Raw genomic sequence first — 26757 nt, forward strand, 5'->3', positions numbered from 1 at the left:
GGAGTAATTGGAGCGTTACAAGCGGTTATTTTTCACTGAAAACTTGTAAAAAATCTTAAATAGTGCACCTGCTCCCCCTATTTTCCTCTGTAGCGGTTGCGTCAACTTTTGAGGACAACTTTTCGTGTTTGAGCCAACAAGGTTGGCGAGTTTGAAAAGTTCGTCCCAAAAGTTAGCAATAAGCGAAGGAATAAGGAAAATCTGGGGTCGCCTTTATTTTGGTTACTTTTCTTTGGCGAAGCAAAGAAAAGTAACAAGCAAAACTCTCGATATTAATTTTTCAATCAAATTCAAAGAGACAAAATAAATGACAACATTCACCCATATCAACCAAAATGGCGAAGCTAATATGGTTGATGTTTCAATGAAACAAGAAACCGTACGAATTGCCCGTGCGGAAGCCTTTGTGCGAATGAATGCCGAAACATTACAAATGATCGTCAGTGGTAATCATCACAAAGGTGATGTATTCGCAACCGCTCGAATTGCCGGTATTCAGGCAGCGAAGAGAACTTGGGAGCTGATTCCACTCTGCCACCCGTTATTACTTTCTAAAGCCGAAGTTCAGCTTGAAGCTTTACCTGAAACCAATCAAGTGCGTATTGAAAGCCTATGTAAACTAACGGGTAAAACAGGCGTGGAAATGGAAGCTCTCACCGCAGCAAGTGTGGCAGCATTAACAATTTATGATATGTGCAAAGCGGTACAAAAAGATATGGTAATTGAAAATGTCAGACTGCTGAGTAAAAGCGGTGGAAAATCGGGAGATTTTAGCGTTGATTAAGGTATTATTTTTCGCCCAAGTGCGAGAGCTTGTGGCAACCGATATGTTAGAGGTTGAACCAACATTTGCGACTGCAGAAGAACTGCGTGAACATTTAAGCCAGCAAGGTAAAAAATGGCAATTAGCGTTAGAAAAAGGCAAACTGTTAGTTGCAATCAACCAAACCATCTGCCCGCTTGAAACAGCAATTAAAGATGGCGATGAAGTGGCATTTTTCCCACCTGTAACAGGGGGCTAAAATGCACGCTACATTGATTGAAGTACAAGAAGCTGAATTTGACCAAAACAAAATCTATCGTTGGCTCAGTGAATACAATAGTGTTGGGGCAACTACGCTTTTTATCGGCAAAGTGCGTGAAATGAATTTAGGCGATAATGTGTCGGGTTTATTTCTTGAGCACTACCCTGCAATGACGAAAAAAGCCCTGCAAGAAATTGTTGATGAAGCCCGAAACCGTTGGGATTTACAACGTGTTGCAGTGATTCACCGAATTGGACAACTCAACACAGGCGATGAGATTGTGTTAGTGGGTGTAAGCTCTGCTCACAGAGGCGATGCTTATCATGCTAATGAATTTATTATGGATTATCTCAAAACCAAGGCACCTTTTTGGAAGCGTGAGCAAACCCAAGAGGGCGAGCGTTGGATTGAAGGACGTGAGAGCGATCAACAAGCGGTCCAAAAGTGGCAATAATTTGCAAAAGGTAACCAATGGAAAATTTATATATTGATTTGCAGATCGCCTGCGAAAATACCGAAAACTTACCAAGCGAACAACAATTTTATACTTGGGTACAAAAAGCCCTTGCAGTTGAGGCAAAAACTGATGATTTCCCTGAAAGTGAGATTACCATTCGGATTGTCGATGAGGCAGAAAGCCACGAGCTAAATCTAACTTATCGTGGTAAAGACAAGCCAACCAATGTGCTATCTTTCCCGTTTGAAGTGCCTGAAGGTATAGAAATGCCCCTATTGGGCGATTTGGTTATCTGCCGACAAGTGATGGAAAAAGAAGCCAAAGAACAGCAAATTAGCGAGGAAAGCCACTGGGCTCATTTAAGCGTACACGGCACGCTCCACCTACTCGGCTACGATCACATTGAAGAAAATGAAGCGATTGAAATGGAAAGCCTTGAAACCGAAATTATGATTGCGTTGGGGTATGAAGATCCGTATTTAAGCGAGAAAATGTAGGTTGGGCATTTATGCCGAATACAGAAAAGTCGGGCAAAATTGCCCGACCTACACATTAGATTTTCACTTCGTTTGACCAAGAAAACATCAATTTATCACCAATATAAAATCGTCTTTCTGCATATAAATAACCATAAGAATCTTCATCATCTTGTAATCGTTTGGCTAAAATTTCCAAACGTTGACGAAGTTTTTTCATTCTTTCTGGCGGAATTGCATAAAAATAACGTTCATTTTCTTCACTCATTCGGAAATTGATACTTTCAATTCTACCAATAGGCGGACTACAGAACTGCCCTATATTTTGCAGCACTAGATCAATATCTGTTGGATTAGTCAATGCCTGTTGCTCTGCTTCTTGAACTTTTTTCTCTGCACGAAGATCTTTGGGCGATTTACCGTATTGATTATCGCCTTCCGTCCCTTTTGCAAACGCAAAATATAACCAGACAAATGGAATAATGACAGCCCAAGACCATACAGGATCTTTTCCCATATCTTTTAATCGACCATCGGAAAGATAGATAATGATTCCTGATTGAATAACTATCATCGTAATAGTAATACGCCATATTTGACTATTATATTCATCCCAAGAATGAAAATCATAAGGAGAAATTTCATTAAGCAATAAAGGCGTAATTATCGCAAAGAAAATCCAAGTAGTTATTGACCATAAAATATAATTTCGCCGAGATCTACGCATTATTTCCTCCCACTAATTCACCTTCAGGCGTTAGCCACATACCGTCTGCTAGATAAATATTATCAAAACCGTTTCCACCGATTTCTGCATAAATATCTAACATTTCTTCCTCAGCCAATAGAGCTTCCATTTGAGAGGTTGTCAAATCCTTATATTTAAGCCAATCATCGAAGGCATAACCAGCATCCTTTATCTCTTGAATGGTAGTAAAGCCCATTTTTTCACACAAAGATTCCAAATCGTGAATCCAAATTTTGTCATCTTTTATAAAATAAGAGCCGTTATAAGCATACTCATCGGTACATTCTTCATAATCAGCTAAGATAGCTTTTTCACAACTCTCTTTATAGTTCCATTTTTCAGCCATATAAAATCCTATAAATGTTAGTCAGTATTAATTGTTCTTCCACTGTCAAGTGGAAGAACACAGATAGTACTATCTGTTCGTGAGCAAACTTTATTCAAATGAAAAATCATCATAATGGTGGGCTATATAAAAAATACTCACCAGCGGTTGTTTTAGTAGAAAAATTTACATTCAATTTATCTGTTATTGTTTATGTAGAATTATGTATACTTACATAATTCTACATAAACAATAAAATGCTAAACCAAACGAACAATGAGAAAACTGGTTATCGTAAACAGTCAAAATGGAAAACTCATGCAATGTGTCCCTAAGTTTGTATCATCTGGAATTTATCTACCAAGTACCCCATCCCCTACCCCCGTTTCTAACGCAAAATCTCTGCTTGGCAATGAATACCCTTTTGCCATTTACGATATGCGTGCGGAAAACGGTGTGAATTTTAACCTTGAGGCATTTGCCATTCTAGCCGGTACAATTCAAGAAAATGGTACGCTCTATCTGCTCTGCCCTGATTGGGAAAATATAGAAAATCTAATCGATTTAGATAGTCTTAGGTGGAATGCTGGTAAAGCAGTTACAGCACCAAATTTTTATCATTATTTCAAGCAGTTAGTAACCCAATATCAATTTGAATGTAGGGGCGAATTACATTCGTCCTTCAATTATTGTAGTACAAAGGGCAAATGTCATTCGCCCATACAATTAACCGAAGGACAGCAAAAAATCTTAAAAAATCTACCGCTTGATCTTACTGATATCCATTTAATTACTGCCCCTCGAGGGCGTGGGAAATCCACTTTAGCGGGTTTGCTTGCGACAGAACTCACGCAGCAACACAATGTATTGATTACTGCTCGTTCCTTATCTGCTCTTCCAAGTTTTTGGCGTTCGGCTGAGCAAAAAATCCCGTTTTTCGCCCCTGATAATTTAATCGAGCAAGTCAAAAACAAAGCTATTTACCCTAACCAGTGGCTATTTATTGATGAAGCTGCAAGCCTACCTTTGCCAATTCTTCAACAACTTTGTGATTATTTTGAAAAAGTTATTTTAACTACCACTACACAAAATTACGAAGGCACAGGTCGAGGTTTTGAACTGAAATTGCCGAAGATGTTAAATAAACCATTCAAACATTGGACATTATCGCAACCACTACGCTGGGGGGAAAATGATCCGTTAGAGCATTTTATTAACGATTTACTCCTGTTAAATGGCGATACCGTAGGGGAAAATTGCAATTTTCCCCTACAATCTGTGGAAGTAGCATTAATACAACGCAGAATTGAATTTTACCGCTTACTTGCCAACGCCCATTACAAAACTACCCCAACGGATTTACGCCGTTTATTTGATGGTGAAAATCAAATTTTATTGCAAGAAATAGAGAATGACCAACTGATTGGCGGTATCTGGGCTATGCTTGAAGGCGGATTAGGCGAGGAATTAACCCACGCAATTTGGCTAGGTGAACGTCGCCCTCAAGGTAACTTAGTAGCTCAATATCTCTGCTTTCAAGGAAATTTACCAGAGGCTTGCAAACTGCATTCAGTTCGTATTTCTCGTATTGCAGTTAAGCCTGAAAAGCAAAATCAGGGCGTTGGCAAGCGGTTGATTTCTCGCTTTATTTTGCAAAATTCTTCAGCAAAACGACCGCTTGATTTTATCTCTGTTAGCTTTGGGCTAACTGCTCCACTCTACGCCTTTTGGAAATCTTGCGGTTTCCGGCTTGTGCAAATCACACCGAATAAAGAAGCAAGTAGCGGTTATCAAAGTGCAATGATGCTTTACCCAGTTTCAGAACAAGGAAAGTTATTTGCACAGCAGGCAACCCAAGCCTTTGCCAGAGATTTCGCCCTTCAGCCATTTTTCACGGAAATTTGTGAAGAATTGCAAAATTTTGAGCAATTTCGACCGCTTGCAGCAAGTAATTTAGATGAACGTGATTGGCAGAATTTAGCGGCTTTTGCTAATGGCAAGCGTACATTTTCCGCAGTGTATGTGAGTTTAAAACGGCTTTATTTATCGGATAAAGTACGCTTCTCAGGGCTAAATATATTTGAACGAGAAGGGCAAAAAATCACCAAAAATGAGGTGGAAAAATATCGAAAACTTGTTCTTCAGGTTTTAAATTAAAATAATTTATAGGTTTTATTATATTTTTTATGTTTTCCCTCTTGCTAAATTTTTCATTTAGCCGTATAAATTCACTGTTGTTTTTTTTAATTATTAAGAGGATTTCCAATGTCAATGTTCAGCCATATTCAAGCAGCACCGGCAGACCCAATTTTAGGTTTAGGCGAAGCATTTAAAGCAGATACCCGTGAAGGAAAAATCAATCTTGGAATCGGTGTTTATATGACCGATGAGGGTAAAACCCCGATCGTTAAAGCGGTAAAAGAGGCGGAAAAGCGCTTATTAGATACCGAAACCAGCAAAAACTACCTTACTATTGATGGCGTTCAAGCCTTCAATGTGGCAACACAAGCGTTATTATTTGGTGAAGGGGCTGAAGTAATTACCTCTAGTCGTGCAAAAACCGCTCAAAGCTTAGGTGGTACAGGGGCATTGCGTATTGCAGCAGAATTTATCAAACGCCATACCAATGCAAAAAATGTGTGGATTTCCACCCCAACTTGGCCAAACCACAATGGTATTTTTGATGCGGTTGGAATGAATGTAAAAGGTTATCGCTATTACAATAAAGACACCAATGGCTTAGATTGGGATAACTTAATTGCAGACTTAAGCCAAGCAGAAGCGGGCGATGTGGTTTTACTACACGGCTGCTGCCACAACCCAACAGGAATTGACCCAACTCCAGCACAATGGGAAGAATTAGCGGCATTATCAGCCGAAAAAGGTTGGTTACCATTATTTGACTTCGCTTATCAAGGCTTTGCAAATGGTTTAGAAGAAGATGCTTACGGCTTAAGAGCATTCACCCAAAACAATCGTGAATTATTAGTGGCAAGCTCATTCTCGAAAAACTTCGGCTTATATAACGAGCGTGTTGGGGCATTTACCTTAATTGCGGATAACGCAGATGATGCGAACCGTGCATTTACACAAATTAAATCAATTATTCGTGTACTCTACTCTAATCCATCAGCTCACGGTGCAAGTGCGGTTGCGGTAGCATTGGCAGATCCTGAACTTAAAGCATTATGGATTGAAGAGCTAGATGAAATGCGTAACCGTATTAAAGATATGCGTACGCAATTAGTTGAAAAACTGAAAGAGAAAGGTGCGAATAAAGACTTCTCTTTCATTACCGAACAAAACGGTATGTTCTCATTCAGTGGCTTAACCCCTGAGCAAGTAGATAAATTAAAAGATGAATTTGCGATTTATGCAGTGCGTTCAGGTCGAATTAATGTGGCAGGTATTACCAGCAAAAATATTGATGCCTTAGCTGATGCAATTGTGAAAGTGCTTTAATTAACAAGTTAAAATATAGATGGCGCAAGCGTCCACGCTTGTGCCTCTATTTTTTATCATTTTAGGGTACAAGCGTGGACGCCTGCACCATCATTTAGCTATCGTAAAACTACTTTTCCAACCACAGCATAAAATCTGCTACCGTATGGAATGAGCCAAACACTAGCACGATATCTTGTTCGGTTGCTTTTCCAAACAATGCAAGGCTTGCTTGAGCCACGTTTTCATAGCTGTAAGCGGTCGAATTTGGTAAAACTTTTACCAATTTATTCAATACCGTTTCGCCACTTTGCCCTCGCCAGCAATCTAAACCTGCACAATGCCATTCATCAATCAAATGTTCTAACGGCTCAACAATGCCAGATAAATCTTTATCTTCCAATGCACTAAATACCGCATAGATTTTTTGATTGGCTTGTTTTAACTCTGCAAGTTTGTCAGCTAAATAGCGTGCAGCGTGTGGATTATGCCCTACATCAATAATCACTTTTGCAACGGGCTTTTGCCCTGAAAATTGAGCGAAATCTTTATCTGAAAGCGTTTGGAAACGCCCTGTCATTTGAGCTTCACCAAAGGCTTCACGAATAACTTGCTCATCAATTTCAAACGGTAATTGCATTAATGCTGCAAGTGCCGTGCCAGCATTTGGGATTGGCATTAATGGCAGCGGTAAATCGTTAAAGGATTTCTGCTCAGAAGTCCAATGAAATAAGTTGTTTTTAATTTCAAACTGCCAATCTTTACCTCGATAAAAAGCGTTACAATTTAACGATATTGCCATTTCTTTAATAGAATTAGGGCAATTCGGCTCGCCAATAATCACAGGAATATGTTTACGGAAAATACCCGCTTTTTCACGCCCAATATCTTCTCGATTGTCCCCTAAAAAAGCGACGTGGTCGATGTCAATAGAAGTAATAATGGCAAGGTTTGGATCAACAATATTTGTGGCATCTAAACGCCCACCCAAGCCAACTTCTAAAATTACAATATCTAACTGATTTTGCTTAAATAATTCGAACGCAGAGAGTGTGCTAAACTCAAAATAAGTGAGTGAAGCGGTCTTTTTTTCATTAATTTTTGCAAATGACTGAACGTGATCACTATCTGGCAGCACATCACCATTAATTCTTACCCGTTCATTGTAATGAATTAAATGGGGGGAAGAATAAACCCCCACACGAAAACCGGCTTTTAATAAAGTCACTTCTAATAATCGGCAAGTTGAGCCTTTGCCATTTGTACCTGCAACGGTAATCACATAAGGGGCTGGATTGAGCAAATCCAACGCCTTTACAACTGCAGTAATACGTTCTAAACCCATATCAATCGGCTTAGAATGAGCTTGTTCTAAATAGGAAAGCCACGTTTCCAAAGAATCCGTGGCTTTAGGGGTAATTAATGTATTCATTCGTGATTATTCTACATCTTCAACAATCAATTCTGCCGTTTTAAATGGCGTTGGCTGATTGGTTAATTTTGCACAAAGGCGAGAAAGCGTATCACGCATCTCTTTACGAGGAACGATCATATCAATAGCCCCGTGTTCTAATAGAAACTCAGCACGTTGGAAACCTTCCGGCAGTTTTTCACGCACAGTTTGTTCAATAACACGAGGGCCTGCAAAGCCGATTAAGGCTTTAGGCTCGGCGATATTCACATCGCCTAACATTGCAAGACTTGCGGAAACACCACCTAATGTTGGGTCAGTTAATACAGAAATAAACGGCACGCCCTGCTCTTTCATTTTAGCAAGAATTGCACTGGTTTTTGCCATCTGCATTAATGAGAATAACGCTTCTTGCATACGAGCACCACCTGAAGCGGAGAAACAGATAAATGGAATTTTTTCTGCTAAGGCTTTTTCTGCCGCTTTTACAAATTTCGCACCAACCACAGAACCCATTGAACCACCCATAAACTCAAAGTTAAAGGAGGCAGTCACAACAGGCATATTGTGTAATGTGCCAGAGAAAACAAGGAAAGAATCTTTTTCGCCTGTTTGCTTTTGTGCGGCAGTTAAACGATCTTTATATTTTTTCAGATCTTTAAATTTAAGCACATCTTGCGGTTCTAAATCAGCCGCAAGTTCAACCGCTGAATCTTTATCTAATAAGTTCAACAAACGTGTACGAGCATCAATACGCATATGATGATCGCATTTTGGGCAAACGTGCTGATTACGTTCTAACTCCTCGCTATAAAGAACCTGCTCACAGCTTGTACATTTTGTCCAAACGCCTTCAGGGATTTTTGATTTTGCAGTACTTGATGATGAATCTCTACCTAAAATTCTGTCTAACCAGCTCATTTTTAGTCCTTCTAGATTGAGTTGTGGGATAAATAAAATTCTTGCTATTAAAGCATAAATTACCGTTTTTTGATATGTTTTATTGACATATCAGATCACTAACTGTGCGTATAAGTTCGATAAAAAAACGCAATCAGAAGAATGACGAGCATTATCACAATTTGAATTAAACGTTTTTTAGTTAATTTTTCTGCTGCCATTTCGTTCCTAATTTTGCTAAAAATTGGCTTATTATAAGCGAAAAGAGCGTTATTATGCTAGAATTTGTAAAATTTTGATAAAAATTGACCGCTTGTAAAAGGAAAAATATGGCCACTATCGAACAATTTCTTGAAGTCGTAAACCAACTTCGCCACCCTGAACACGGCTGCCCGTGGGATTTAAAACAAAATTTCGACACAATGCTCCCCCATCTGCTAGAAGAAACCTATGAAGTTGCTGAAGCTATCCATACTCAAGACCGTTCTGCTCTACGAGAAGAGTTGGGCGATTTATTACTTCAAGTGGTGTTCTTAAGCCAACTAGCGAAAGAAGAAGGCTCATTTACCTTTGATGATGTGGTAACTGATATTCACGATAAATTGATTTACCGCCACCCTCACGTTTTTGGTGATGTGAAAGCAGAAAATAGCGAAGAAGCATTAAAAAGTTGGGAAGCTCAAAAAGCCAATGATGAAAAACATAAAAATCAAGACTCTATTTTAGATGACCTCCCTTTTGCCTTACCTGCTCTAACTCGAGCCAATAAATTGCAGAAACGATGTTCGAAAGTGGGGTTCGATTGGGATAATCCAGACGATGTTTTAGAAAAAGTGGAAGAAGAACTCGATGAAGTCAAAGCAGAAATTGCCCAATATCCTAATCGTTCTGCCGAATTAGCTGAAGAATTAGGCGATTTATTATTTGCGATTGTAAATTTATGTCGCCATTATCAGACAGATGCTGAAGAAAATTTACGCAATGCTAATCTTAAATTTGAAACACGCTTTAGGAAAGTTGAACAGGCAGTTAGAGATATAGGGAAGTCTTTAAAAGAGTGTAAATTAGCCGATCTAGATGCCATTTGGCACCAAATAAAAAAAGTAGAATAATTCATTTCACTTGTTATAATAAGAAATATTCACTATTCTATCTTATCTATATTCGATATTTTATAGGGAGTGTTCTATGTCAAGAATCTTAGTAATAGATGATGATGTTGAACTAACTGACTTACTAGAAGAACTACTCTCCTTAGAGGGGTTCCAAATAAAAGTCGTTCATAATGGTCAGGAAGGGCTAAATGAGTTAGATGTCAATCAATATGATTTAGTATTACTTGATGTTATGATGCCTGTATTAAATGGCATAGAAACATTGAAAAGAATTAGACAAAAATATGTATTGCCAGTTTTAATATTAAGTGCCAGAGATGAACAAATTGACCGCATTCTAGGTCTAGAATTAGGTGCTGATGATTATTTACCAAAACCATTTAACGATAGAGAATTAGTTGCTCGAATGAAAGCAATTTTAAGACGAACTACTGTTACATCTATAAAAAATAATATTAGTACTGATAGTTCTACTGCAGAGCAAGGAACAAAACTGCTACAATTTGCCGGCGTAGAATTAAATCCTGGACATCAGCAAGCATTTTATCAAGGTAACGATTTAGATCTAACCGGTACTGAATTTGCATTATTGAAACTATTAGTATGTAATCCTGGTGAAATTTTATCAAGGGAGCTATTAAGCTTAGAAGTGCTGGGTAAACAATTAACACCTTATGATCGTGCTATTGATATGCATATATCTAATCTTCGAAAAAAATTACCTGAACGAGAAGATGGTTTATCTTGGTTCAAAACATTAAGAGGAAAAGGCTACTTATTAGTAACCGAAAAGTAATGCGAAAATCCCTAGATAGAAATTATTTTAGGGATTTTTATATTTTTAAATTATGTCAAGCTTATTAAATAAATATTTACAATTTAGAAAACGTTTAGCTTATAAACTTATTACCTATTATGGGCTATTACTTATATTATTTATCACAATTACTTTTAATTTAGATAAATTTGATTCAAGAAAATTTTCCTCTATTTCTCAAAAAGATCAAATCTATTTTAGAAATGAGAGTCGTGAAACAGAAAAAAGTCTTAACCTAGACGAAATATTTGAGAAAAACATTTCTGTTGAAACTATAAATGGCTATGATGTTATTCTGGAAGATAAAGAGACTGGGAACTTAAGTGGTGTAAACCAAAGTAATATTAAGTCATTACAATTTTTTATCTATCAATCACAGCAAACAGAGGGACCATTACAACGTCGATTCGAAAACATTGAAATATATGGACCTTTTATTATTAGGTCATCTGCACATACTTATAATCAGTATTTTATTAAAGCGGTAGATGCTCAAGAAGAATGGCTTAATGCTATTCTAGATTCCCCATTCCTAATGACATTAATCTTAATGTTTTCAGGTATGCCATTATTATTATGGCTATCTTTTAAAATTACTAGACCAGTCAAAAATCTTACTGATTCTGCAAATGAAATCGCTGTAGGAAATTTAGTAACAAACCCTAAACTAGAAAAAGAAGGAATTTATGAAATAAGAGAAGTAGGGAAAAGTTTTAATCATATGGTAAAGAGCCTAAAAGATTTAACAGAACAACAACAACGGATGATTTCTGATATTTCCCACGAATTAAAAACTCCATTAGCAAGATTACAGCTTGCTACTGCTATTCTACGCAGAAAAATAGGCGAAATTTCAGAAATTAATCGCATCGAGACTGAAATCGGGAAACTTGATCAAATGATTAAAGATTTATTAGTTATTTCTCGGCAAAAACTTAATTATCAGACTCATACTAAAATATTTAAAGTTGATGAAATATGGCAAGATGTAATTGAAGATGCAAAGTTTGAAACATCTCAAAACAATATTATTTTGATTATTAAACAGAATATTAAAAACCCACGCTTTTATTCTATTAATGGTTCAGTAACCTCCCTCTCTAGTGCATTGGAAAATCTAGTTAGAAATGCACAAAAATATGCAAATAAAATTATTTCTATTTCAATGGATATCCAAAATGGAAAGTTAATTTTAGTAGTTGAAGATGATGGAGCCGGTGTTCCTGAAAATGAATATGAGAATATTCTAAAGCCTTTTTACCGTATAGATGAAGCCAGAACACGAGAAACCGGCGGAACCGGGTTAGGTCTCTCTATCGTTTATAATGCGGTACAACAGCACCAAGGCTATATCCGCTTAACAAAAAGCAATATGGGGGGATTAAGAGTAGAATTAGAAATTCCTATTTGGACACAATTTTACTAAATTTGTAAAAGCAGCTGAAGAACATCACAAATATGAAATTAATTGAAATTGAAGGTCTAAATAAATATTTTGGCTTGGGAGAAAGCCAAGCCCATATTTTAAAAAATATTAACCTCACTATAGAACAAGGTGATTTTGTTGCAATTATCGGAGCTTCAGGCTCTGGCAAATCCACTTTGATGAATATTATCGGCTGTTTAGATACAGCTAGCTCAGGCATTTGTCGCATTGATGGCAAAGAAACCCAGCAAATGAGTGCTGATGAACTCTCCGATTTACGCCAACGCAAATTCGGCTTTATTTTCCAACGCTATAATCTATTGCCTGCCCTTACAGCCAATGAAAACGTGGCTCTTCCTGCTATTTATGCGGGAATGGATACAATCTCTCGCAAACAACGTGCCGATAACTTATTGGCTAAACTGGGATTAGATGATAAAACACGCAATCGTCCAAACGAACTTTCTGGTGGACAGCAGCAGCGTGTGAGTATTGCCCGTGCCTTAATGAACGGTGGCGAAATTATTTTAGCTGATGAACCCACAGGAGCATTAGATTCCAAAAGTGGCGAAACAGTACTAGAAATCTTGCGAGATCTGCATAGCGAAGGTCATACCATTATTATGGTAACGCACGATCCTAACATTGCTGCCCAAGCCAGCCGTGTGGTTGAAATTAAAGATGGTGAAATTATTCGAGATGAACGCCAGAAACCTTACTCAAACGAACTTAAACTTAATAAAACGCCCCACAAACCACCACGTTTTTTTGACCAATTAATTGAATCGTTCAAAATGGCAAGCAGTGCTATTTTAGCTCACAAAATGCGAGCATTACTCACAATGCTGGGGATTATTATTGGTATAGCCTCCGTTATTTCTGTAGTTGCATTAGGACAAGGTTCGCAGCAGCAAATTTTGGCAAATATCAATAACTTAGGAACAAATACAATGGATATTATGAACGGCATGGGCTTTGGCGATCGACGGGCAAATCTTACCAAAAACCTGACCATTAGCGATGCCTTAGCATTAAGCCGACAAAATTATGTTGAAAGTACCACACCATCAAGTAACGTGAATGCCACATTAATTTATGGTAATACCGCAGTAACAGGCTCGGTGCGTGGTGTTGGTGAAGAATTTATCGACGTAAAAGGGCTTAAGCTGATTTCAGGACGTTTTTTTACGGCTGGAGAAGTAAGAAATGTGGCACAAGTTATTGTTATCGACCCTAACACGCAAAAAGACTTAGGCTTACCAGCTCCAGTCGAAGGCGAAATTATTTTGGTGGATAAAAAACCGCTTCAGATTATCGGCGTAGCTCAACAAGCCAATGCTATGAACCAAACCAGCCTTACGCTTTGGTCGCCTTATACCACTATTATGCAGCGTGTTTCAGGGGCGAAGCAGATTGATTCTCTGACAGTTAAAGTGAAAGATAATATCGAAAGCCAAACCGCAGAAAAAAGTATTACGGAACTACTCACAGCCCGACACGGCAAAAAAGATTTCTTTATTATTAACAGTGATAGCATTAAACAAACCATTACCGATACCACTAATACAATGACATTGCTGATTTCTTCCATTGCACTTATCTCATTGATTGTAGGTGGCATTGGGGTAATGAATATTATGTTAGTTTCAGTTACCGAACGCACTCGTGAAATCGGTGTAAGAATGGCAATAGGTGCTAAACAACGCAACATTTTGCAACAATTTCTGATCGAAGCCATTGTAATTTGCTTGATTGGTGGCGTGATTGGGATTTTATTAGCAGGTGGCATTATTTGGGCATTTAATAGCTTAGGCTCAAGTTTTAAAATGATCCTTTCGCCAGAATCCGTTATTATCGCAGTACTCTGCTCTACTCTTATCGGCATTGTGTTTGGCTATATTCCTGCTCGCAATGCCTCAAGGCTTAATCCGATTGCTGCTCTTGCTCAAGAGTAAATCCATCTCATATATGTTACATTGTAGGGGCAAAAAATTTTTTGCCCCTACGCATATTACCACTCAATTTTAAGGAGATAAAATGACAATAACCAATTTTGAACTAGAACAAATTCTTAACACAAAACTAAACAGCTCTGCGATTAATGACTACGCTCCAAACGGCTTGCAAGTTGAAGGTAAAAAAGAGATTAAAAAAATCATCACAGGTGTAACAGCTTCACTCCCACTCATTGAAAAAGCAATCGAGAAAAATGCCGATGCAATTTTAGTCCATCACGGCTATTTTTGGAAAAGTGAAAACCCGTGCATTAGAGGTATGAAAGGTAAACGTATTAAACAACTATTAGTGAATGATATTAACTTGTTCGGTTACCATTTACCACTTGATATCCACCCAGAACTAGGGAATAACGCCCAACTAGCGAAGCATTTAGGTGTAATCAATTTACAAGGTTTAGAAGATAATCCAAACTCTATTCCAATGTATGGCGAATTAGAAACACCAATTTCTGCCGAAGAACTACAACAGAAACTTGAAAAAACGTTACAACGCACCGTTATTTTATGTAATGAGTTTACTTCATCGCCACAAAAAATGATTAAACGCATTGGTATCTGTTCAGGTGGCGGACAAGGTTATATCGATCTTGCTTTTGAAAAAGGCTGCGATGCCTTTATTAGCGGGGAAATTTCCGAACAAACCACCCACTCAGCCCGTGAGCAAGGTATTTACTACTTCGCCTGCGGACATCACGCAACAGAGCGAGACGGCGTAAAAGCTCTTGGCGAATGGCTGGCCCAACAATATGGCTTAGAAGTAGAATTTATTGATATTGATAATCCTGCATAATAAAAGCCAAGAATAGTAAAAAACAAAGGCGGACTAATATGTCCGCCTTCTTTCCATTTTTAGATAATTGCAAAAAATCAGCAAAAATTTAACCGTTTGTTTGCTTATTTTCCTTGCCTTCCACATAAGTAATATACACCGTTGCGGCAATAATAATCGCAGCGCCTAGCCATAATTTGCCCGGTGGCACCCAGTTAAAAACAAGCCAGCCAGCTAAAACATTGAGGGGTAATTTGATAAAATCGAACGGTTGAATGTAAGAGGCATCGGCTAGATTATAGGCTTTTGCTACCGCTAATTGAGCGAGAGCGGTTAAAAAACCAAGCAAAATTAGGAAACCGAAATCGCTCCACGAAGGAAAGCTAAATCCACTCGGGCTAAGATTGGTTAAAGCAATTAGTAAGTTAAATGGCGTGATTAAAATAAACAGATAAGCCACCATTGTGGTTGGGCTGTCGTAGCGAGAAAGTTTTTTCACCATCAATGAATAACCTGCCCAGAAAAAGGCGGCTGCAAGTGGTAATAATGCAATCAGGTTAAAATTATCGCTCCACGGCTCTAAAATAATCATTGCTCCCACAAAACCGAGTGCGGTGGCAATCCAGCGTCTTTTACCGACGTGTTCTTTCAAAAATAGCCCTGAGCCGATGGTAACAAAGAGCGGCGATGTCATCAGTAATGCAATGCCTTGCCAAATCGGTAATTGGTTAGCTAATGCCATTGTCCAGCATTGAATACCGATTGCCGAAAGAAAAATGCGAAAACAATGCTGCCCAAAATATGCCGTCTTTAGTGATGAGAAAAAGCCAACATTATTCATACTTGGCACAAGAAACACAAAAGCAATCAAGTATTGCACTAAGGCAATCACGCTAGAGTCAATCGGGGAAATAGAAGTCAACTTGGGAATAAGTGTATTAATACAGGCAAACAATACACCTGCAGTAATAATTGCAACTGCCCCTTTAATTGGTTGATGGTTTTTCATAGATGTAATAAATTCTATTTAGTGAGATAAAATGAATGTATATTTTGACTGATCTGCCCTGCCACCACTTTTTCTGGCAATCGCTTAATTTCCGCCAGCTTTTGGATTACGACAACGAGTTGCTGAGTAATTTCTACAGACTTAAATCCCTCGTGCTGCCAAGGGGCATCAGTTTCAATTAGTAGCCGTGATAACGGAAACTGCTGAGCCACTTTTTGCGTTTTCGGGTTAGTCAAAATATCGGGCGTAAGACTAACAAAATAAGGGGTCAAAAGCAATTTTTCCAACGTCTCATCACTTGCCTTAAACCAATGAAAATGGGCTTTTTGAATTTGATGTTTTGCTAGCAGTTCAAGGGCAATTTCTGTGTCCTCATACACAATATGCAAATTTAACGGCAAATCATACTGCTTGCTTGCCGCAATAAAACTCTCTAACAAATCAATATATGGCTGATAATCTAATGCTGGATTTTCTCGCTTCAGATAATGCGGCAACCCAACTTCTCCACAAGCGGTCAACTTTTGATGGTTTTTTGCAATAAAATCGAAGAGTTTTTCGATTTCCTTCTCCGAAGGTAATACTTGCTCTGGGTGAAAACCTGCCGCAATGTAGAGATTAGAATACTGCTCTTTTAAGCTCAATAACCGTTCACAACTAGCTAAATCCGTTGCAACAGCAAGCACACCTTGTAAATTAGGTTGCTGTAAAATTTGCTCGATTTCTTTATCCGAAAATTGATCGAGATGGATATGGGTGTCGAAAAGCATATTTCCCTCCTCCGATAACACAAATTTCTTCACAGAATAAATCTAAAATCAAGCAATAAAAACAAATTTTTCGATCTCACTCGCAAAAATCAATTTCTCCCAATTTCTCCGCTTGTACAAACCATTTTCCTCGTTATTCTATCTATACAATCAATAAATTGTTTACAAATGTAAACAGTTATGTATAATAGCTAATTAGGAACATCTATGGGAAAACACCCCAATAAACATATTCAAGCTGCATTAGATTATGCCGTGCAAAATGGCTGGGAGATTGTGAAATCAGGAAAATCTGCTCACTCATACTGCCGTTTACGCTGTGTTCTAGGGCATAGTGAACATCAAATGAGTGTATGGAGTACGCCCCGAAATCCTGAAAATCACGCCAAACAAATTATTCGTAAAGTAAACGAATGTGGAGAATAACCGATGACACTTTATCATTTTTCAATTTTGATTCGAGATGCCGACAAAAGCACCGAAAACCTTGAAGATCGTCTTTTTGACGCAGGATGTGATGATGCCTTGATCTGTTTTTACAACCAAAGTGTCTATTTGGAATTTGACAGAGAAGCCGAAACAGCACAAATCGCTATTCAATCCGCCTTTGATAATCTCCGCCAAGCAGGGTTTTCAGATTTAGTATTGCAAGAAGCTGGTGTCAGTTCGTTAAGTGAAATCGCCACCCGAACAGGCTTAACCCGTGCAGCCATTTCTAATTACGCCAATGGCAAACGAGCCAAAGATTTCCCCCGCCCTGTTTACGGCGTAGCGAGCGGTTCCGCACTCTATTCGTGGAAAGAGGTTGCAAACTGGCTTTATCAACGAAATAAACTCTCAAAAATGCAATGGGAAGTGGCTGAGTGTGGGGCTGTGAGTTAATTTGTAAAAAATGGAAGAAATCTGACCGCTTGTTAGATTAAAGAATGAGGTTGATACGATAAAACCCTTGAACAATTTATGGAAATTGATAGAATTTAATTCGTCTTTTAATTCTTATAGGAGAAAAATATGCAAAACTCTCGTTCAGCGTTTCAGCGTTAGCTTAACTGCTTGTCAAGGTGTAAATGATGTATTGAGTGCTGTGAATAACACTCTTGGTTCTGTAAATTCTGCCTTATCTTCCTCTACTGTTCCTATTGATACTCAAACTAAAACATCTGCTGTGAATGCTATTAATAGGGCAAATGCAAGTAATGATGTCAAAAAAATGTTTAATGAAGCGAAACCAACTATTGAGAAAATGGTTTCAATGACAGCTTGTACTACACAACAATCTCCTCTTAATCAATTTAGTGATCCTAATAGTGGCTTAGGTTTACCTGTCCCTCTATCAGTTAGTTATAAGCTTAAATACCACAAATCAGGTTGTTTGAAGGTGCTTAGAATAAACAATTTCAAACGACAAGCGGCTAACACATTTACCTTCACAGTTTATTATCAATCTCCTCAAAGTGAAGAAACCGACAGTTATGGCTATGCTGCTATCAAACAACCTGATGGTGAATGGTTATTTAAATGGAATTAACTCGTAGGTTGGGTTAGCGAAGCGTAACCCAACAAAATGTCTAAAAATAGTGTTGGGTTTTCGCAAGCTCAACGCAACCTACCTGTTATATTAAATTTCCAACAAATACGCCTTCAACTGCCCAATTTTATCCCTTACCGCAGCCGCTTTTTCAAATTCCAGATCTTTCGCAAAATCACGCATTTGTTGTTCCAGCGTTTTAAGTTCTTTTTCCAGTTCTTTACGGGATTTCGGCTTGTAGTCGGTTGCAGAATTTTCGGCTTTTTTGACCGCTTGTTTGCCCCGTTTTGGCTTGTCGGATTGCCCGATGTCGAGCAATTCACCGACTTTTTTGTTCAACGCTTGCGGAGTGATGCCGTGTTCTTCGTTGTATTTCATCTGCTTTTCACGGCGGCGTTCGGTCTCAGTAATTGCTTTTTGCATTGAGTTGGTAATGCGGTCGCCGTATAAAATCGCTTTGCCGTTGAGGTTTCGGGCGGCACGTCCGATGGTCTGAATTAACGAGCGTTCGGAACGTAAAAATCCCTCTTTATCGGCATCAAGAATGGCAACCAGCGACACTTCGGGCATATCCAAGCCTTCACGCAATAAGTTGATTCCCACCAGCACGTCAAACATTCCCATTCGTAAATCGTGGATAATTTCCACCCGCTCTACTGTGTCAATATCGCTATGCAGATAGCGAACTCGTACGCCGTGTTCGTCCAAATAATCGGTGAGATCTTCCGCCATTTTTTTGGTGAGTGTTGTCACCAGCACTCGTTCGTCCACCGCCACTCGCTTGTGAATTTCAGACAGCAAATCGTCCACCTGCGTGGCAACGGGGCGAACTTCGATAATCGGGTCGAGCAAGCCGGTTGGGCGAACCACTTGATCCACCACATCGGGATTTTTCTCCAATTCGTACGCACCCGGTGTGGCAGAGACATAAATCGTCTGTGGCGAAAGGCGTTCAAACTCCTCGAATTTGAGCGGGCGGTTATCGAGAGCAGACGGCAGGCGGAAGCCATATTGCACCAGCGTCTCTTTTCTCGCTCGGTCGCCCCGATACATTCCGCCGATTTGTGGCACAGTAACGTGGCTTTCATCAATAACCAAAATACCGTCTGCCGGCATATAATCAAACAGAGTTGGCGGAGCTTCTCCCTCTTTTCTGCCCGACAGATAGCGTGAATAGTTTTCAATGCCCGAACAGTAGCCCAGCTCGTTCATCATCTCAATATCAAATTGGGTGCGTTGAGCAATTCTCTGCTCTTCCAGCAATTTGTTTTCGTGAATAAAGTAGGTACGGCGTTCGGCAAGTTCTGCTTTGATCTGCTCAATCGCCTCTAAAATTCGCTCTCGTGGCGTGACATAGTGGGTTTTCGGGTAAATGGTATAGCGAGGCACCTTGCCCAAGCTATGCCCTGTAAGCGGATCAAACAGCGACAGATTTTCGATTTCATCGTCAAACAGCTCTACCCTTAACGCTACTTCATCGCTTTCGGCAGGGTAAATATCAATCACATCGCCCCGCACTCGGAAAGTCGAACGTTGGAACGCCTGATCGTTACGGGTATATTGCAATTCGGCAAGGCGAGTCAGAATTTCCCGCTGCCCGATCATCGCACCTATTTGTAAATGTAACATCATCTGCATATAGGCATCAACATCACCCAAGCCGTAAATGGCGGAAACGGAAGCGACCACAATGGTATCTCGGCGTTCGAGGAAAGATTTAGTTGCCGATAGTCGCATCTGTTCGATCTGCTCATTGATGGACGCATCTTTCTCAATAAAGGTATCACTTGCCGGCACATAGGCTTCGGGCTGGTAGTAGTCATAGTAGGAAACGAAATACTCTACCGCATTTTCAGGGAAAAAGGCTTTCATCTCCGCATAAAGCTGAGCGGCTAGGGTTTTATTCGGGGCAAGCACCATCGCAGGGCGATTGAGCTCGGCAATCACATTGGCAATCGTAAAAGTTTTGCCCGACCCCGTTACGCCGAGTAAGGTTTGGTGAGCAAGCCCGTCATTTAAGCCTTCGGTGAGTTTGGCGATTGCGGTGGGCTGATCGCCTGAGGGTTTGAATGGAGAATGGAGAATAAAGGGTTTGTGCTGTTTGCTCATAAAATAGAAATCCTGAAAACTTTTAAAGCATTTTAGCACAAGCAAGCGGTCTTTTTTCGTGAAAAATTTACAAATTAAAATGTGATTTAGATCACAAAATCCTTACTTTATTTTTGAGAATAGTTCGTAATAGTATTATCATTCTGTGCAAATATTTAATTTATGGAGACTATTATGCGTTTAACTAAACTTGCTTTTGCCTTTTCTAGCTTTTTTATCGCCGCTCACGTTTCTGCATTAGATTAAATCTTCTTATTTTATTATTACTCATTCCAATTAGCACAAGTGTGGGGGTTGCTGATTTTAGTTGGCGTGAGGTATTTAGCTCTGCCGAGCAAAGCCAGCTCTTTTTTGTTAGCCGTTTACCTAGAACGCTTGCGGTATTGTTAGTGGGAGCAACCCTTGCCGTTGCTGGAATGGTGCTGCAGATCGTTTTAAAAAATCGCTTTATTGAACCAAGTATGATTGGGGCAAGCCAAAGTGCAGCTATTGGCATTCTTATTGCGAGCTTAATGTTCCCAGCCTCTACGTTAATGCTAAAAATGTCTATTGCCACCGTTAGCACCTTAATTGGCATTAGCATTTTTATACTACTTATTCGCAACTTACCGCCTTACCAACAATTAATGTTACCTTTAGTCGGCATTGTGTTTGGTGGCGTAATTGAAGCAATTTCAACTTATATCGCTTATGAAAACGATAGCCTGCAAGTGCTAGCAGTTTGGTTCTCGGGCGATTTCTCTGGCATTTTAGCAGGGCATTATGAATTACTCTGGCTGACTGCAATTTTAGCGGTGGTTGTATATGTAATGGCAGATAAGCTAACCATTGCGGGACTAGGCGAGAACATTAGTACCAATTTAGGTATAAATTATAAACAAATGACGTGGCTGGCGTTGATTGTGGTTGCGATGATTACCTCCATCGTTGTGGTAAAGGTTGGGCAAATCCCTTTTATTGGTTTGGTTGTACCAAATATTGTTTCTCGAATTGCGGGCGATAGATTACGCCAAAATCTGCCTACTGTGGTGGTATTAGGTGCGAATTTAGTCCTTATTTGTGATATTTTAGGGCGTTCAGTTAATGCCCCTTATGAAGTGCCGATATCCACTATTTTTGGTATTGTGGGAACTATTATTTTCCTCTATTTATTAATAAGAGAAAAACGCATTTATATAATTAAAACAGCTCCCAAATCGGCTTGCACTCTTTCGGCAGTTCTAAACTTCTTCCGAGTTCAATCCAGCCTGTTGGATAGTGGAAATCAGAGCCAACCGAGCCATATAAATCAAATTCTTTCGCCCAGCGAGTGAGTAATTGGCGTTGGTCTGGCGTTTGTCCGCAGCCTGCCACTTCAATTCCATCTCCGCCTGCTAGTTTGAAATCGACAATCAAACGGCGAATCCAGCGAGAAGTCATTTTATAACGCAATGGGTGGGCAATATTAATGACCCCTCCAGCCTTGTGTGTAACCTGAACGGCTTCTTCTAAACTGCTCCATTTTGGCTTAACATAAGCGGGCTTCCCCATTCCTAAATAGCGTTTGAAAGCGTGTTCTATGTTGCGAACGTGTCCGTTTTCATATAAAAAACGACCATAATGAGCTCGGGTTATTTCACCTGTGGCAAGAGATTTTGCCCCTTCATAAGCATTAGGAATACCTGCTTTTGCTAATTTTTCACCAATTTCGACCGCTCGTTCTTCACGCAATTTAGCTTGGTTATCTAAAAATTGAATTAACTCTTCATTATTTTCATCAATATTGAGGGCAGCAAGATGAATGCTTTTGTCTTGCCATAATACGGAAATTTCCACCCCAGAAATAAATTTGATTGGCTGAGTTTGAGCAAATGCTTTGGCTTCACGAATGCCGGAAATGGTGTCGTGATCGGTTAAAGCAAGCATTTCAACGCCCTGCTCAACCGCTCTTTGGACTAATTCGGTGGGCGAAAGTACGCCATCGGAAGCCGTACTATGCGAATGTAAATCGTATTTCATTATTAATCCTTAATTAGCCCTGTTTGAATGAAAAATTGGCGATAGGCTTCAGTCTTTTTCTCCAAACTTAATGGATAAGCTCTTGAGGTAGAAGGCAACCGATATAAATAAAGCTCTCTTGATTTGGCATAAGGATACACCACCCACTCATTAGTTTTCGGGGCTTTTATTTTCTCTGGCAGAAGGTCTAATAACACATCTGTTGCCAAACCGCCTGTTGTGAATAGCCATTTCATTTTGGGTAGCTGAGTTAATAACTCGTCCATATCCACAGGCTCAACAATTTTGAGATCTTTATCTGCCGCATTACCTTTTAAACGAATTGCCGTTTTAGCCGATGAACAAAGTGCAATGCCCTTTTCTCGCAAAAAGGCTTCAATGCGAACAGGGTCAAACCGTTTTTCATCATTTACTCGGAAGTAATTCACATTATCAAAAAACACCTTGCCCATTATCCTCCACATATCATTCTGAAAGTTTGGATAATGAAATTCCATACAGCGTTTTTCGGACGTTGGTGGAAATGACCCCATCATCACAACGGTGGCGTGTTCAGGCAGAATCGGCTCAAAAGGGTGATGTTCTAATTCAAGCGTTTCCATTCTATTTGATTAATTCCTTTAATAACTTTAATTTTGCAGCTTTATCTAATGATTGCTCTGCCACTTTATTTAAATCATTCACTAATTTTTCATCATCACTTTTTGGCGAATAAACAACCGTCTGTTTTTGTGAGACTTGCTCTGCGTAAGCGGTCAAATTTTCCAATAATTTTACCATTTCTGGATTGTCGTGATGTTGTTGGAACAATTCATCAATAGATTTGGCAAACTGCTCGGCTTTTGCATCAATTTGTTGATGGCAATATTTCTGCCATTTAATCTGCTCTGCCCTTGTTAGCGTGTGTGGATAATGCCTTGCTCGATAATGGAATAAAAGTTGCTCTACTCGATGGTCTTCAAATTTCAACCCATGCTTAGCTAAACTTTCAGGCGGTAAGGTGCGTAAAATCGCCATATTGTTTTTATCCGCGGTCGAGAAAAAGCCATCATAGAGTGTGGTTTCTACATTGGCTGATGGCTCAAATGTGCGTTCGTCAGTAAAGATTTCTAGTACTTTTTCTCGCACAAGCGATTTCTGAGCTTTTAACGCTTTCAAATTTTCTAAACATAATGCTCGATCAATGCCTAGTCGTTCTGCATTTTCAGGCAACAAGGTTTTGGCAGGGGCTAAAATCGGGCATTTATTGATATGCACTAATTTCAACGGTACAGGGAGTTCATTTTCTGCTAATTCTTCACGTTTGGTATATAAACGTTGGCGTAAGGTTTCTGCATTTTCATTCAATAACCCCTGCATATCGCCCGATAAATCACACACAATTACCGCATTTCGATTAGTCGAGTGCCAAGCTAAAGGCACAACCCAAGTAGTGTTACCACGATAATTCCCAAGCATACCCGAAACGTGTACAAGTGGTGTCATCTCGCCCGTATCAATTAGTTTTTCTACTTCTTTTTTAGTACGTAAATTAAAGAAGAATTGAAACAGTTTTGGTTGCTTTTCTTTAATCAGCTTCGCCATTGCAATGGTCGCATAAACATCTGACATCGCATCATGTGCATTTTCGTGGGCAATGCCGTTCGCTTTGGTTAAATTTTCCAATTTAAAGCTCGGCATACCATTTTCATCTTTAGGCCACTCTATGCCCTCTGGACGTAACGCATAACAAGCTCGGACTAAATCCAATAAATCCCAACGAGAGTTACCATTTTTCCAGCTATATTCATAGGGATCGTAAAAATTGCGGAAAAAGGTATAACGAGTCATTTCATCATCATAGCGGATATTGTTATAGCCGATAGTACAAGTATTGGCTTGGCTAAATTCAGCGTGAATACGAGTGGCAAATTCAGGCTCAGGCAAGCCTTCAGCGTTACATTGTTGCGGTGTAATGCCTGTAACCATTACTGCTTCAGGGCTAGGTAAATAGTCTGGCGTTTGTTTGCAATAAAACATCACAGGTTCGCCGATGATATTAAAATCCTCATCAGTGCGAATACCCGCAAACTGGGCTGGTCTGTCGTGAGATGGACTTACGCCAAAACTTTCATAATCGTAAAAGAAAAAAGAAAATGATTTGCTCATTGGAATTATTGATTAGCCAAAATTAGGGGAATTGTACCACAGATAAGATAAAAGCGAGGAAGAAATGCAAGCGGTTGTTTTCACTCGCTACGCTCTATCCTTCAGATCCGTTGGCAAAGCCAACATTCAAATGCAAGCGTTTGCCATCAAAAATTTGTAAATCTTTTAGCAAAAAAAAGCCCCTAATCAAAACAGCGAAAAGGGGCGGAGGTCTTACCTAAGGAAATTAATGAAAAAAACTTGCATAAATCTGTTACATATACTCAGACTAACTAACTGAACGAAAGTTCATTAAAAATTAAAAAATTTTTAAAACTAAGCAAATTCAGATTTAACTGCTTGCAATGCTTATATAGACCAACAAATTTTCAAATAATTCCGTAAAATTATTATATTTCCCCCTATTTTCTTGTAAAATATTGAGCGTTATTTTCTTAAAAGAACTCACAAGAAAAATTTGAGGTATTAAATGTCTAAATTTCCAACAGTTTCAGAAATCCTATCTGGCAAAGTTACAGTAGGTGAAGAAGTTGCAGTGCGTGGCTGGGTGCGTACCCGTCGAGATTCAAAAGCAGGTTTATCATTCTTAGCTGTATATGACGGCTCGTGCTTTGACCCAATTCAAGCAATCATCAACAACGATTTGCCTAATTATAATGATGAAGTATTACGTTTAACTGCAGGTTGCTCTGTTATTGTTACAGGTAAAGTAGTGGAATCACCCGCTGAAGGTCAAGCAGTTGAATTACAAGCAAGCAATGTAGAAGTTGTTGGCTGGGTGGAAGATCCTGATACTTACCCGATGGCAGCAAAACGCCACTCTATTGAATATCTGCGTGAAGTCGCACACTTACGCCCTCGCACAAACTTAATCGGTGCAGTGGCTCGTGTTCGCCATTGCTTAGCACAAGCAATTCATCGTTTCTTCCACGAACAAGGCTTCTATTGGGTTGCAACACCAGTGATTACCGCTTCAGATACTGAAGGTGCAGGCGAAATGTTCCGTGTTTCTACACTTGATTTAGAAAATCTACCACGTGGTGAGAATGGCAAAGTCGATTTCAACCAAGATTTCTTTGGTAAAGAGTCATTTTTAACCGTATCAGGTCAATTAAATGCAGAAACTTACGCTTGTGCATTAAGTAAAGTGTATACATTCGGCCCGACTTTCCGTGCGGAAAATTCAAACACCACTCGCCACTTAGCCGAGTTCTGGATGATGGAGCCTGAAGTTGCATTTGCAGACTTAAACGATAACGCAAAATTAGCCGAAGATATGCTGAAATATGTTTTCCGTGCCGTACTTGCTGAACGTAAAGACGATATGGAATTCTTCGTTAAACACGTTGATAAAGATGCGATAAGTCGTTTAGAGAACTTTATTAATACCCCATTTGCTCAAGTAGATTATACTGATGCGATTGAGATTTTATTAAAATCAGGCAAAACATTTGAATTCCCTGTGGAATGGGGTATTGACCTATCATCTGAACACGAGCGTTATTTAGCAGAAGAACACTTTAAATCACCTGTGGTAGTGAAAAACTATCCGAAAGATATTAAAGCCTTCTATATGCGTTTAAACGAAGACGGCAAAACAGTAGCAGCAATGGACGTTTTAGCTCCGGGCATCGGCGAGATTATCGGTGGTTCACAACGTGAAGAGCGTTTAGATGTGTTAGATAAACGTATGGTTGAAATGGGATTAAACCCAGAAGATTACTGGTGGTATCGTGATTTACGCAAATACGGTACAGTGCCTCACTCAGGCTTCGGCTTAGGCTTTGAGCGTTTGATCGTGTATGTAACAGGCTTACAGAATATTCGTGATGTAATCCCGTTCCCTCGCGCTCCTCGCAACGCAAACTTCTAATTTGCAAGAAATGGCATAGTGGAAAAAATTGAGTCTGTAAAGTAGGTTAAAGCTAAGGTTTTACCTACTTTTTATAAAAATGCCTAAAAAATTGCATTTTCTGTCCCTCTTTTAACCTCTGTTCTGAGAGAACGATTAAAAGGCATCTTGAGAAAGTAATAAACACTTCCTCAAGTAGTAAATATTATGATGGATACTACTCACTTTAAACAATACTTTACTGTTTTCTTATCATGATGAATTATTTATCTTCTTCAAAAGCGTATTTTCGCTTTATTCCCATAGAGAAAAATCAATATTATCTTGTGTCAATCTCAGAGCTAATTGGAAAAAGGAATTAAAACTCAATCAATTACCTGTGATGGAAGAATGTTATTAAAACTCCTACACAAAT

At 39.2% G+C, this 26757-nt stretch carries 25 protein-coding genes and 1 pseudogene; 16 read left to right on the forward strand and 10 right to left on the reverse strand.

Going from position 1 to position 26757, the window contains the following annotated elements; translation table 11 throughout:
• Positions 1-307 precede the first annotated feature (307 nt).
• From moaC to ybeY, 4 genes are read left to right on the forward strand one after another with little or no spacing between them, the layout of a single operon-like run.
• Positions 308-784 (forward strand): cyclic pyranopterin monophosphate synthase MoaC, encoded by a 477-nt coding sequence (gene moaC, locus ACERCG_RS04630; protein WP_373610896.1) that lies wholly within the window; start codon positions 308-310, stop codon positions 782-784.
• Entirely contained in the window at positions 777-1022 is a 246-nt protein-coding gene (gene moaD / locus ACERCG_RS04635) for a molybdopterin synthase sulfur carrier subunit (RefSeq protein WP_373610897.1), read from the forward strand. The genes moaC and moaD overlap by 8 nt, the downstream gene beginning before the upstream one ends.
• Before the next feature lies 1 nt (position 1023).
• Positions 1024-1479, forward strand: a complete 456-nt coding sequence (gene moaE, locus ACERCG_RS04640) for a molybdopterin synthase catalytic subunit MoaE (protein WP_176808533.1) — start codon at positions 1024-1026, stop codon at positions 1477-1479.
• A gap of 17 nt (positions 1480-1496) precedes the next feature.
• A complete protein-coding gene (ybeY, locus tag ACERCG_RS04645) occupies positions 1497-1979 on the forward strand; it encodes an rRNA maturation RNase YbeY (RefSeq protein ID WP_373610898.1) in 483 nt (160 codons plus the stop codon).
• 55 nt (positions 1980-2034) lie between these two features.
• Here the strand turns inward: ybeY and ACERCG_RS04650 are convergent, their stop codons facing one another.
• A complete protein-coding gene (locus ACERCG_RS04650) occupies positions 2035-2685 on the reverse strand; it encodes a DUF805 domain-containing protein (RefSeq protein ID WP_373610899.1) in 651 nt (216 codons plus the stop codon).
• Entirely contained in the window at positions 2678-3052 is a 375-nt protein-coding gene (locus ACERCG_RS04655) for a hypothetical protein (RefSeq protein ID WP_373610900.1), read from the reverse strand. The genes ACERCG_RS04650 and ACERCG_RS04655 overlap by 8 nt, the downstream gene beginning before the upstream one ends.
• 255 nt (positions 3053-3307) lie before the next feature.
• Between ACERCG_RS04655 and ACERCG_RS04660 the strand changes: the two genes are divergently transcribed.
• A complete protein-coding gene (locus tag ACERCG_RS04660) occupies positions 3308-5188 on the forward strand; it encodes a GNAT family N-acetyltransferase (RefSeq protein WP_373610901.1) in 1881 nt (626 codons plus the stop codon).
• Between the two features lie 108 nt (positions 5189-5296).
• Positions 5297-6493, forward strand: a complete 1197-nt coding sequence (locus tag ACERCG_RS04665; protein WP_373610903.1) for an amino acid aminotransferase — start codon at positions 5297-5299, stop codon at positions 6491-6493.
• A gap of 109 nt (positions 6494-6602) precedes the next feature.
• On the opposite strand, the gene folC is transcribed toward ACERCG_RS04665, so the two are convergent.
• Both folC and accD read right to left on the reverse strand, forming a co-directional pair.
• Complete coding sequence (gene folC, locus ACERCG_RS04670; protein WP_373610904.1) at positions 6603-7904, reverse strand: bifunctional tetrahydrofolate synthase/dihydrofolate synthase; 1302 nt, start codon at positions 7902-7904, stop codon at positions 6603-6605.
• A gap of 6 nt (positions 7905-7910) precedes the next feature.
• The gene (gene accD / locus ACERCG_RS04675; protein WP_373610905.1) at positions 7911-8804 is read right to left on the reverse strand and encodes an acetyl-CoA carboxylase, carboxyltransferase subunit beta; all 894 of its coding nucleotides are present in this window, start codon (positions 8802-8804) and stop codon (positions 7911-7913) included.
• A 308-nt stretch (positions 8805-9112) separates the two neighbouring features.
• Here accD and mazG point away from each other — a divergent pair, with 308 nt between their 5' ends.
• The 5 genes from mazG (at position 9113) to ACERCG_RS04700 (ending at position 14949) form a co-directional block, all read left to right on the forward strand.
• Positions 9113-9895 (forward strand): nucleoside triphosphate pyrophosphohydrolase, encoded by a 783-nt coding sequence (gene mazG, locus ACERCG_RS04680; RefSeq protein ID WP_373610906.1) that lies wholly within the window; start codon positions 9113-9115, stop codon positions 9893-9895.
• Positions 9896-9971: 76 nt separating this feature from the next.
• Positions 9972-10694, forward strand: coding sequence for a response regulator (locus tag ACERCG_RS04685; RefSeq protein WP_373610907.1), 723 nt, complete (start codon positions 9972-9974; stop codon positions 10692-10694).
• A gap of 52 nt (positions 10695-10746) precedes the next feature.
• Positions 10747-12141, forward strand: a complete 1395-nt coding sequence (gene cpxA, locus ACERCG_RS04690) for an envelope stress sensor histidine kinase CpxA (RefSeq protein WP_373610908.1) — start codon at positions 10747-10749, stop codon at positions 12139-12141.
• Positions 12142-12173: 32 nt separating this feature from the next.
• Positions 12174-14096, forward strand: coding sequence for a MacB family efflux pump subunit (locus ACERCG_RS04695; protein ID WP_373610909.1), 1923 nt, complete (start codon positions 12174-12176; stop codon positions 14094-14096).
• An 82-nt stretch (positions 14097-14178) separates the two neighbouring features.
• Complete coding sequence (locus tag ACERCG_RS04700) at positions 14179-14949, forward strand: Nif3-like dinuclear metal center hexameric protein (protein ID WP_373610910.1); 771 nt, start codon at positions 14179-14181, stop codon at positions 14947-14949.
• A gap of 88 nt (positions 14950-15037) precedes the next feature.
• On the opposite strand, the gene ACERCG_RS04705 is transcribed toward ACERCG_RS04700, so the two are convergent.
• Positions 15038-15937 carry a DMT family transporter gene (locus ACERCG_RS04705; RefSeq protein ID WP_373610911.1) on the reverse strand — a complete coding sequence of 300 codons (900 nt, stop codon included), beginning with the start codon at positions 15935-15937 and terminating at the stop codon, positions 15038-15040.
• A 14-nt stretch (positions 15938-15951) separates the two neighbouring features.
• Positions 15952-16707 carry a TatD family hydrolase gene (locus tag ACERCG_RS04710; RefSeq protein ID WP_373610912.1) on the reverse strand — a complete coding sequence of 252 codons (756 nt, stop codon included), beginning with the start codon at positions 16705-16707 and terminating at the stop codon, positions 15952-15954.
• Between the two features lie 207 nt (positions 16708-16914).
• On the opposite strand from ACERCG_RS04710, the gene ACERCG_RS04715 reads away from it, so the two are divergent.
• The 3 genes from ACERCG_RS04715 to ACERCG_RS04725 all read left to right on the forward strand — a co-directional run bounded on the left by ACERCG_RS04715 (position 16915) and on the right by ACERCG_RS04725 (position 18235).
• Positions 16915-17133 carry a hypothetical protein gene (locus ACERCG_RS04715; RefSeq protein ID WP_373610913.1) on the forward strand — a complete coding sequence of 73 codons (219 nt, stop codon included), beginning with the start codon at positions 16915-16917 and terminating at the stop codon, positions 17131-17133.
• Between the two features lie 3 nt (positions 17134-17136).
• Positions 17137-17589, forward strand: a complete 453-nt coding sequence (locus tag ACERCG_RS04720; protein WP_373610914.1) for a hypothetical protein — start codon at positions 17137-17139, stop codon at positions 17587-17589.
• Positions 17590-17674: 85 nt separating this feature from the next.
• Positions 17675-18235, forward strand: a complete 561-nt coding sequence (locus ACERCG_RS04725; RefSeq protein ID WP_373610915.1) for a hypothetical protein — start codon at positions 17675-17677, stop codon at positions 18233-18235.
• 90 nt (positions 18236-18325) lie between these two features.
• Here ACERCG_RS04725 and uvrB read toward each other — a convergent pair whose 3' ends face one another.
• Positions 18326-20344 (reverse strand): excinuclease ABC subunit UvrB, encoded by a 2019-nt coding sequence (gene uvrB / locus ACERCG_RS04730; RefSeq protein WP_373610916.1) that lies wholly within the window; start codon positions 20342-20344, stop codon positions 18326-18328.
• A 236-nt stretch (positions 20345-20580) separates the two neighbouring features.
• Here uvrB and ACERCG_RS04735 point away from each other — a divergent pair.
• A pseudogene (locus ACERCG_RS04735) lies at positions 20581-21513 on the forward strand (ABC transporter permease); the annotation flags it as partial.
• 10 nt (positions 21514-21523) lie between these two features.
• On the opposite strand, the gene ACERCG_RS04740 reads toward ACERCG_RS04735, so the two are convergent.
• The 3 genes from ACERCG_RS04740 to sbcB are packed head-to-tail and all read right to left on the reverse strand — an operon-like array spanning position 21524 to position 24490.
• The gene (locus ACERCG_RS04740; RefSeq protein ID WP_373610917.1) at positions 21524-22342 is read right to left on the reverse strand and encodes a PHP domain-containing protein; all 819 of its coding nucleotides are present in this window, start codon (positions 22340-22342) and stop codon (positions 21524-21526) included.
• A gap of 2 nt (positions 22343-22344) precedes the next feature.
• Entirely contained in the window at positions 22345-22944 is a 600-nt protein-coding gene (locus ACERCG_RS04745) for a DNA glycosylase (RefSeq protein ID WP_373610918.1), read from the reverse strand.
• 1 nt (position 22945) lies between these two features.
• Entirely contained in the window at positions 22946-24490 is a 1545-nt protein-coding gene (gene sbcB / locus ACERCG_RS04750; RefSeq protein WP_373610919.1) for an exodeoxyribonuclease I, read from the reverse strand.
• A gap of 469 nt (positions 24491-24959) precedes the next feature.
• Here sbcB and asnS point away from each other — a divergent pair, with 469 nt between their 5' ends.
• A complete protein-coding gene (gene asnS / locus ACERCG_RS04755) occupies positions 24960-26363 on the forward strand; it encodes an asparagine--tRNA ligase (protein ID WP_373610920.1) in 1404 nt (467 codons plus the stop codon).
• Positions 26364-26757 lie beyond the last annotated feature (394 nt).

Source organism: Mannheimia sp. E30BD (genome assembly GCF_041807785.1).
Classification (GTDB): Bacteria; Pseudomonadota; Gammaproteobacteria; order Enterobacterales; family Pasteurellaceae; genus Mannheimia.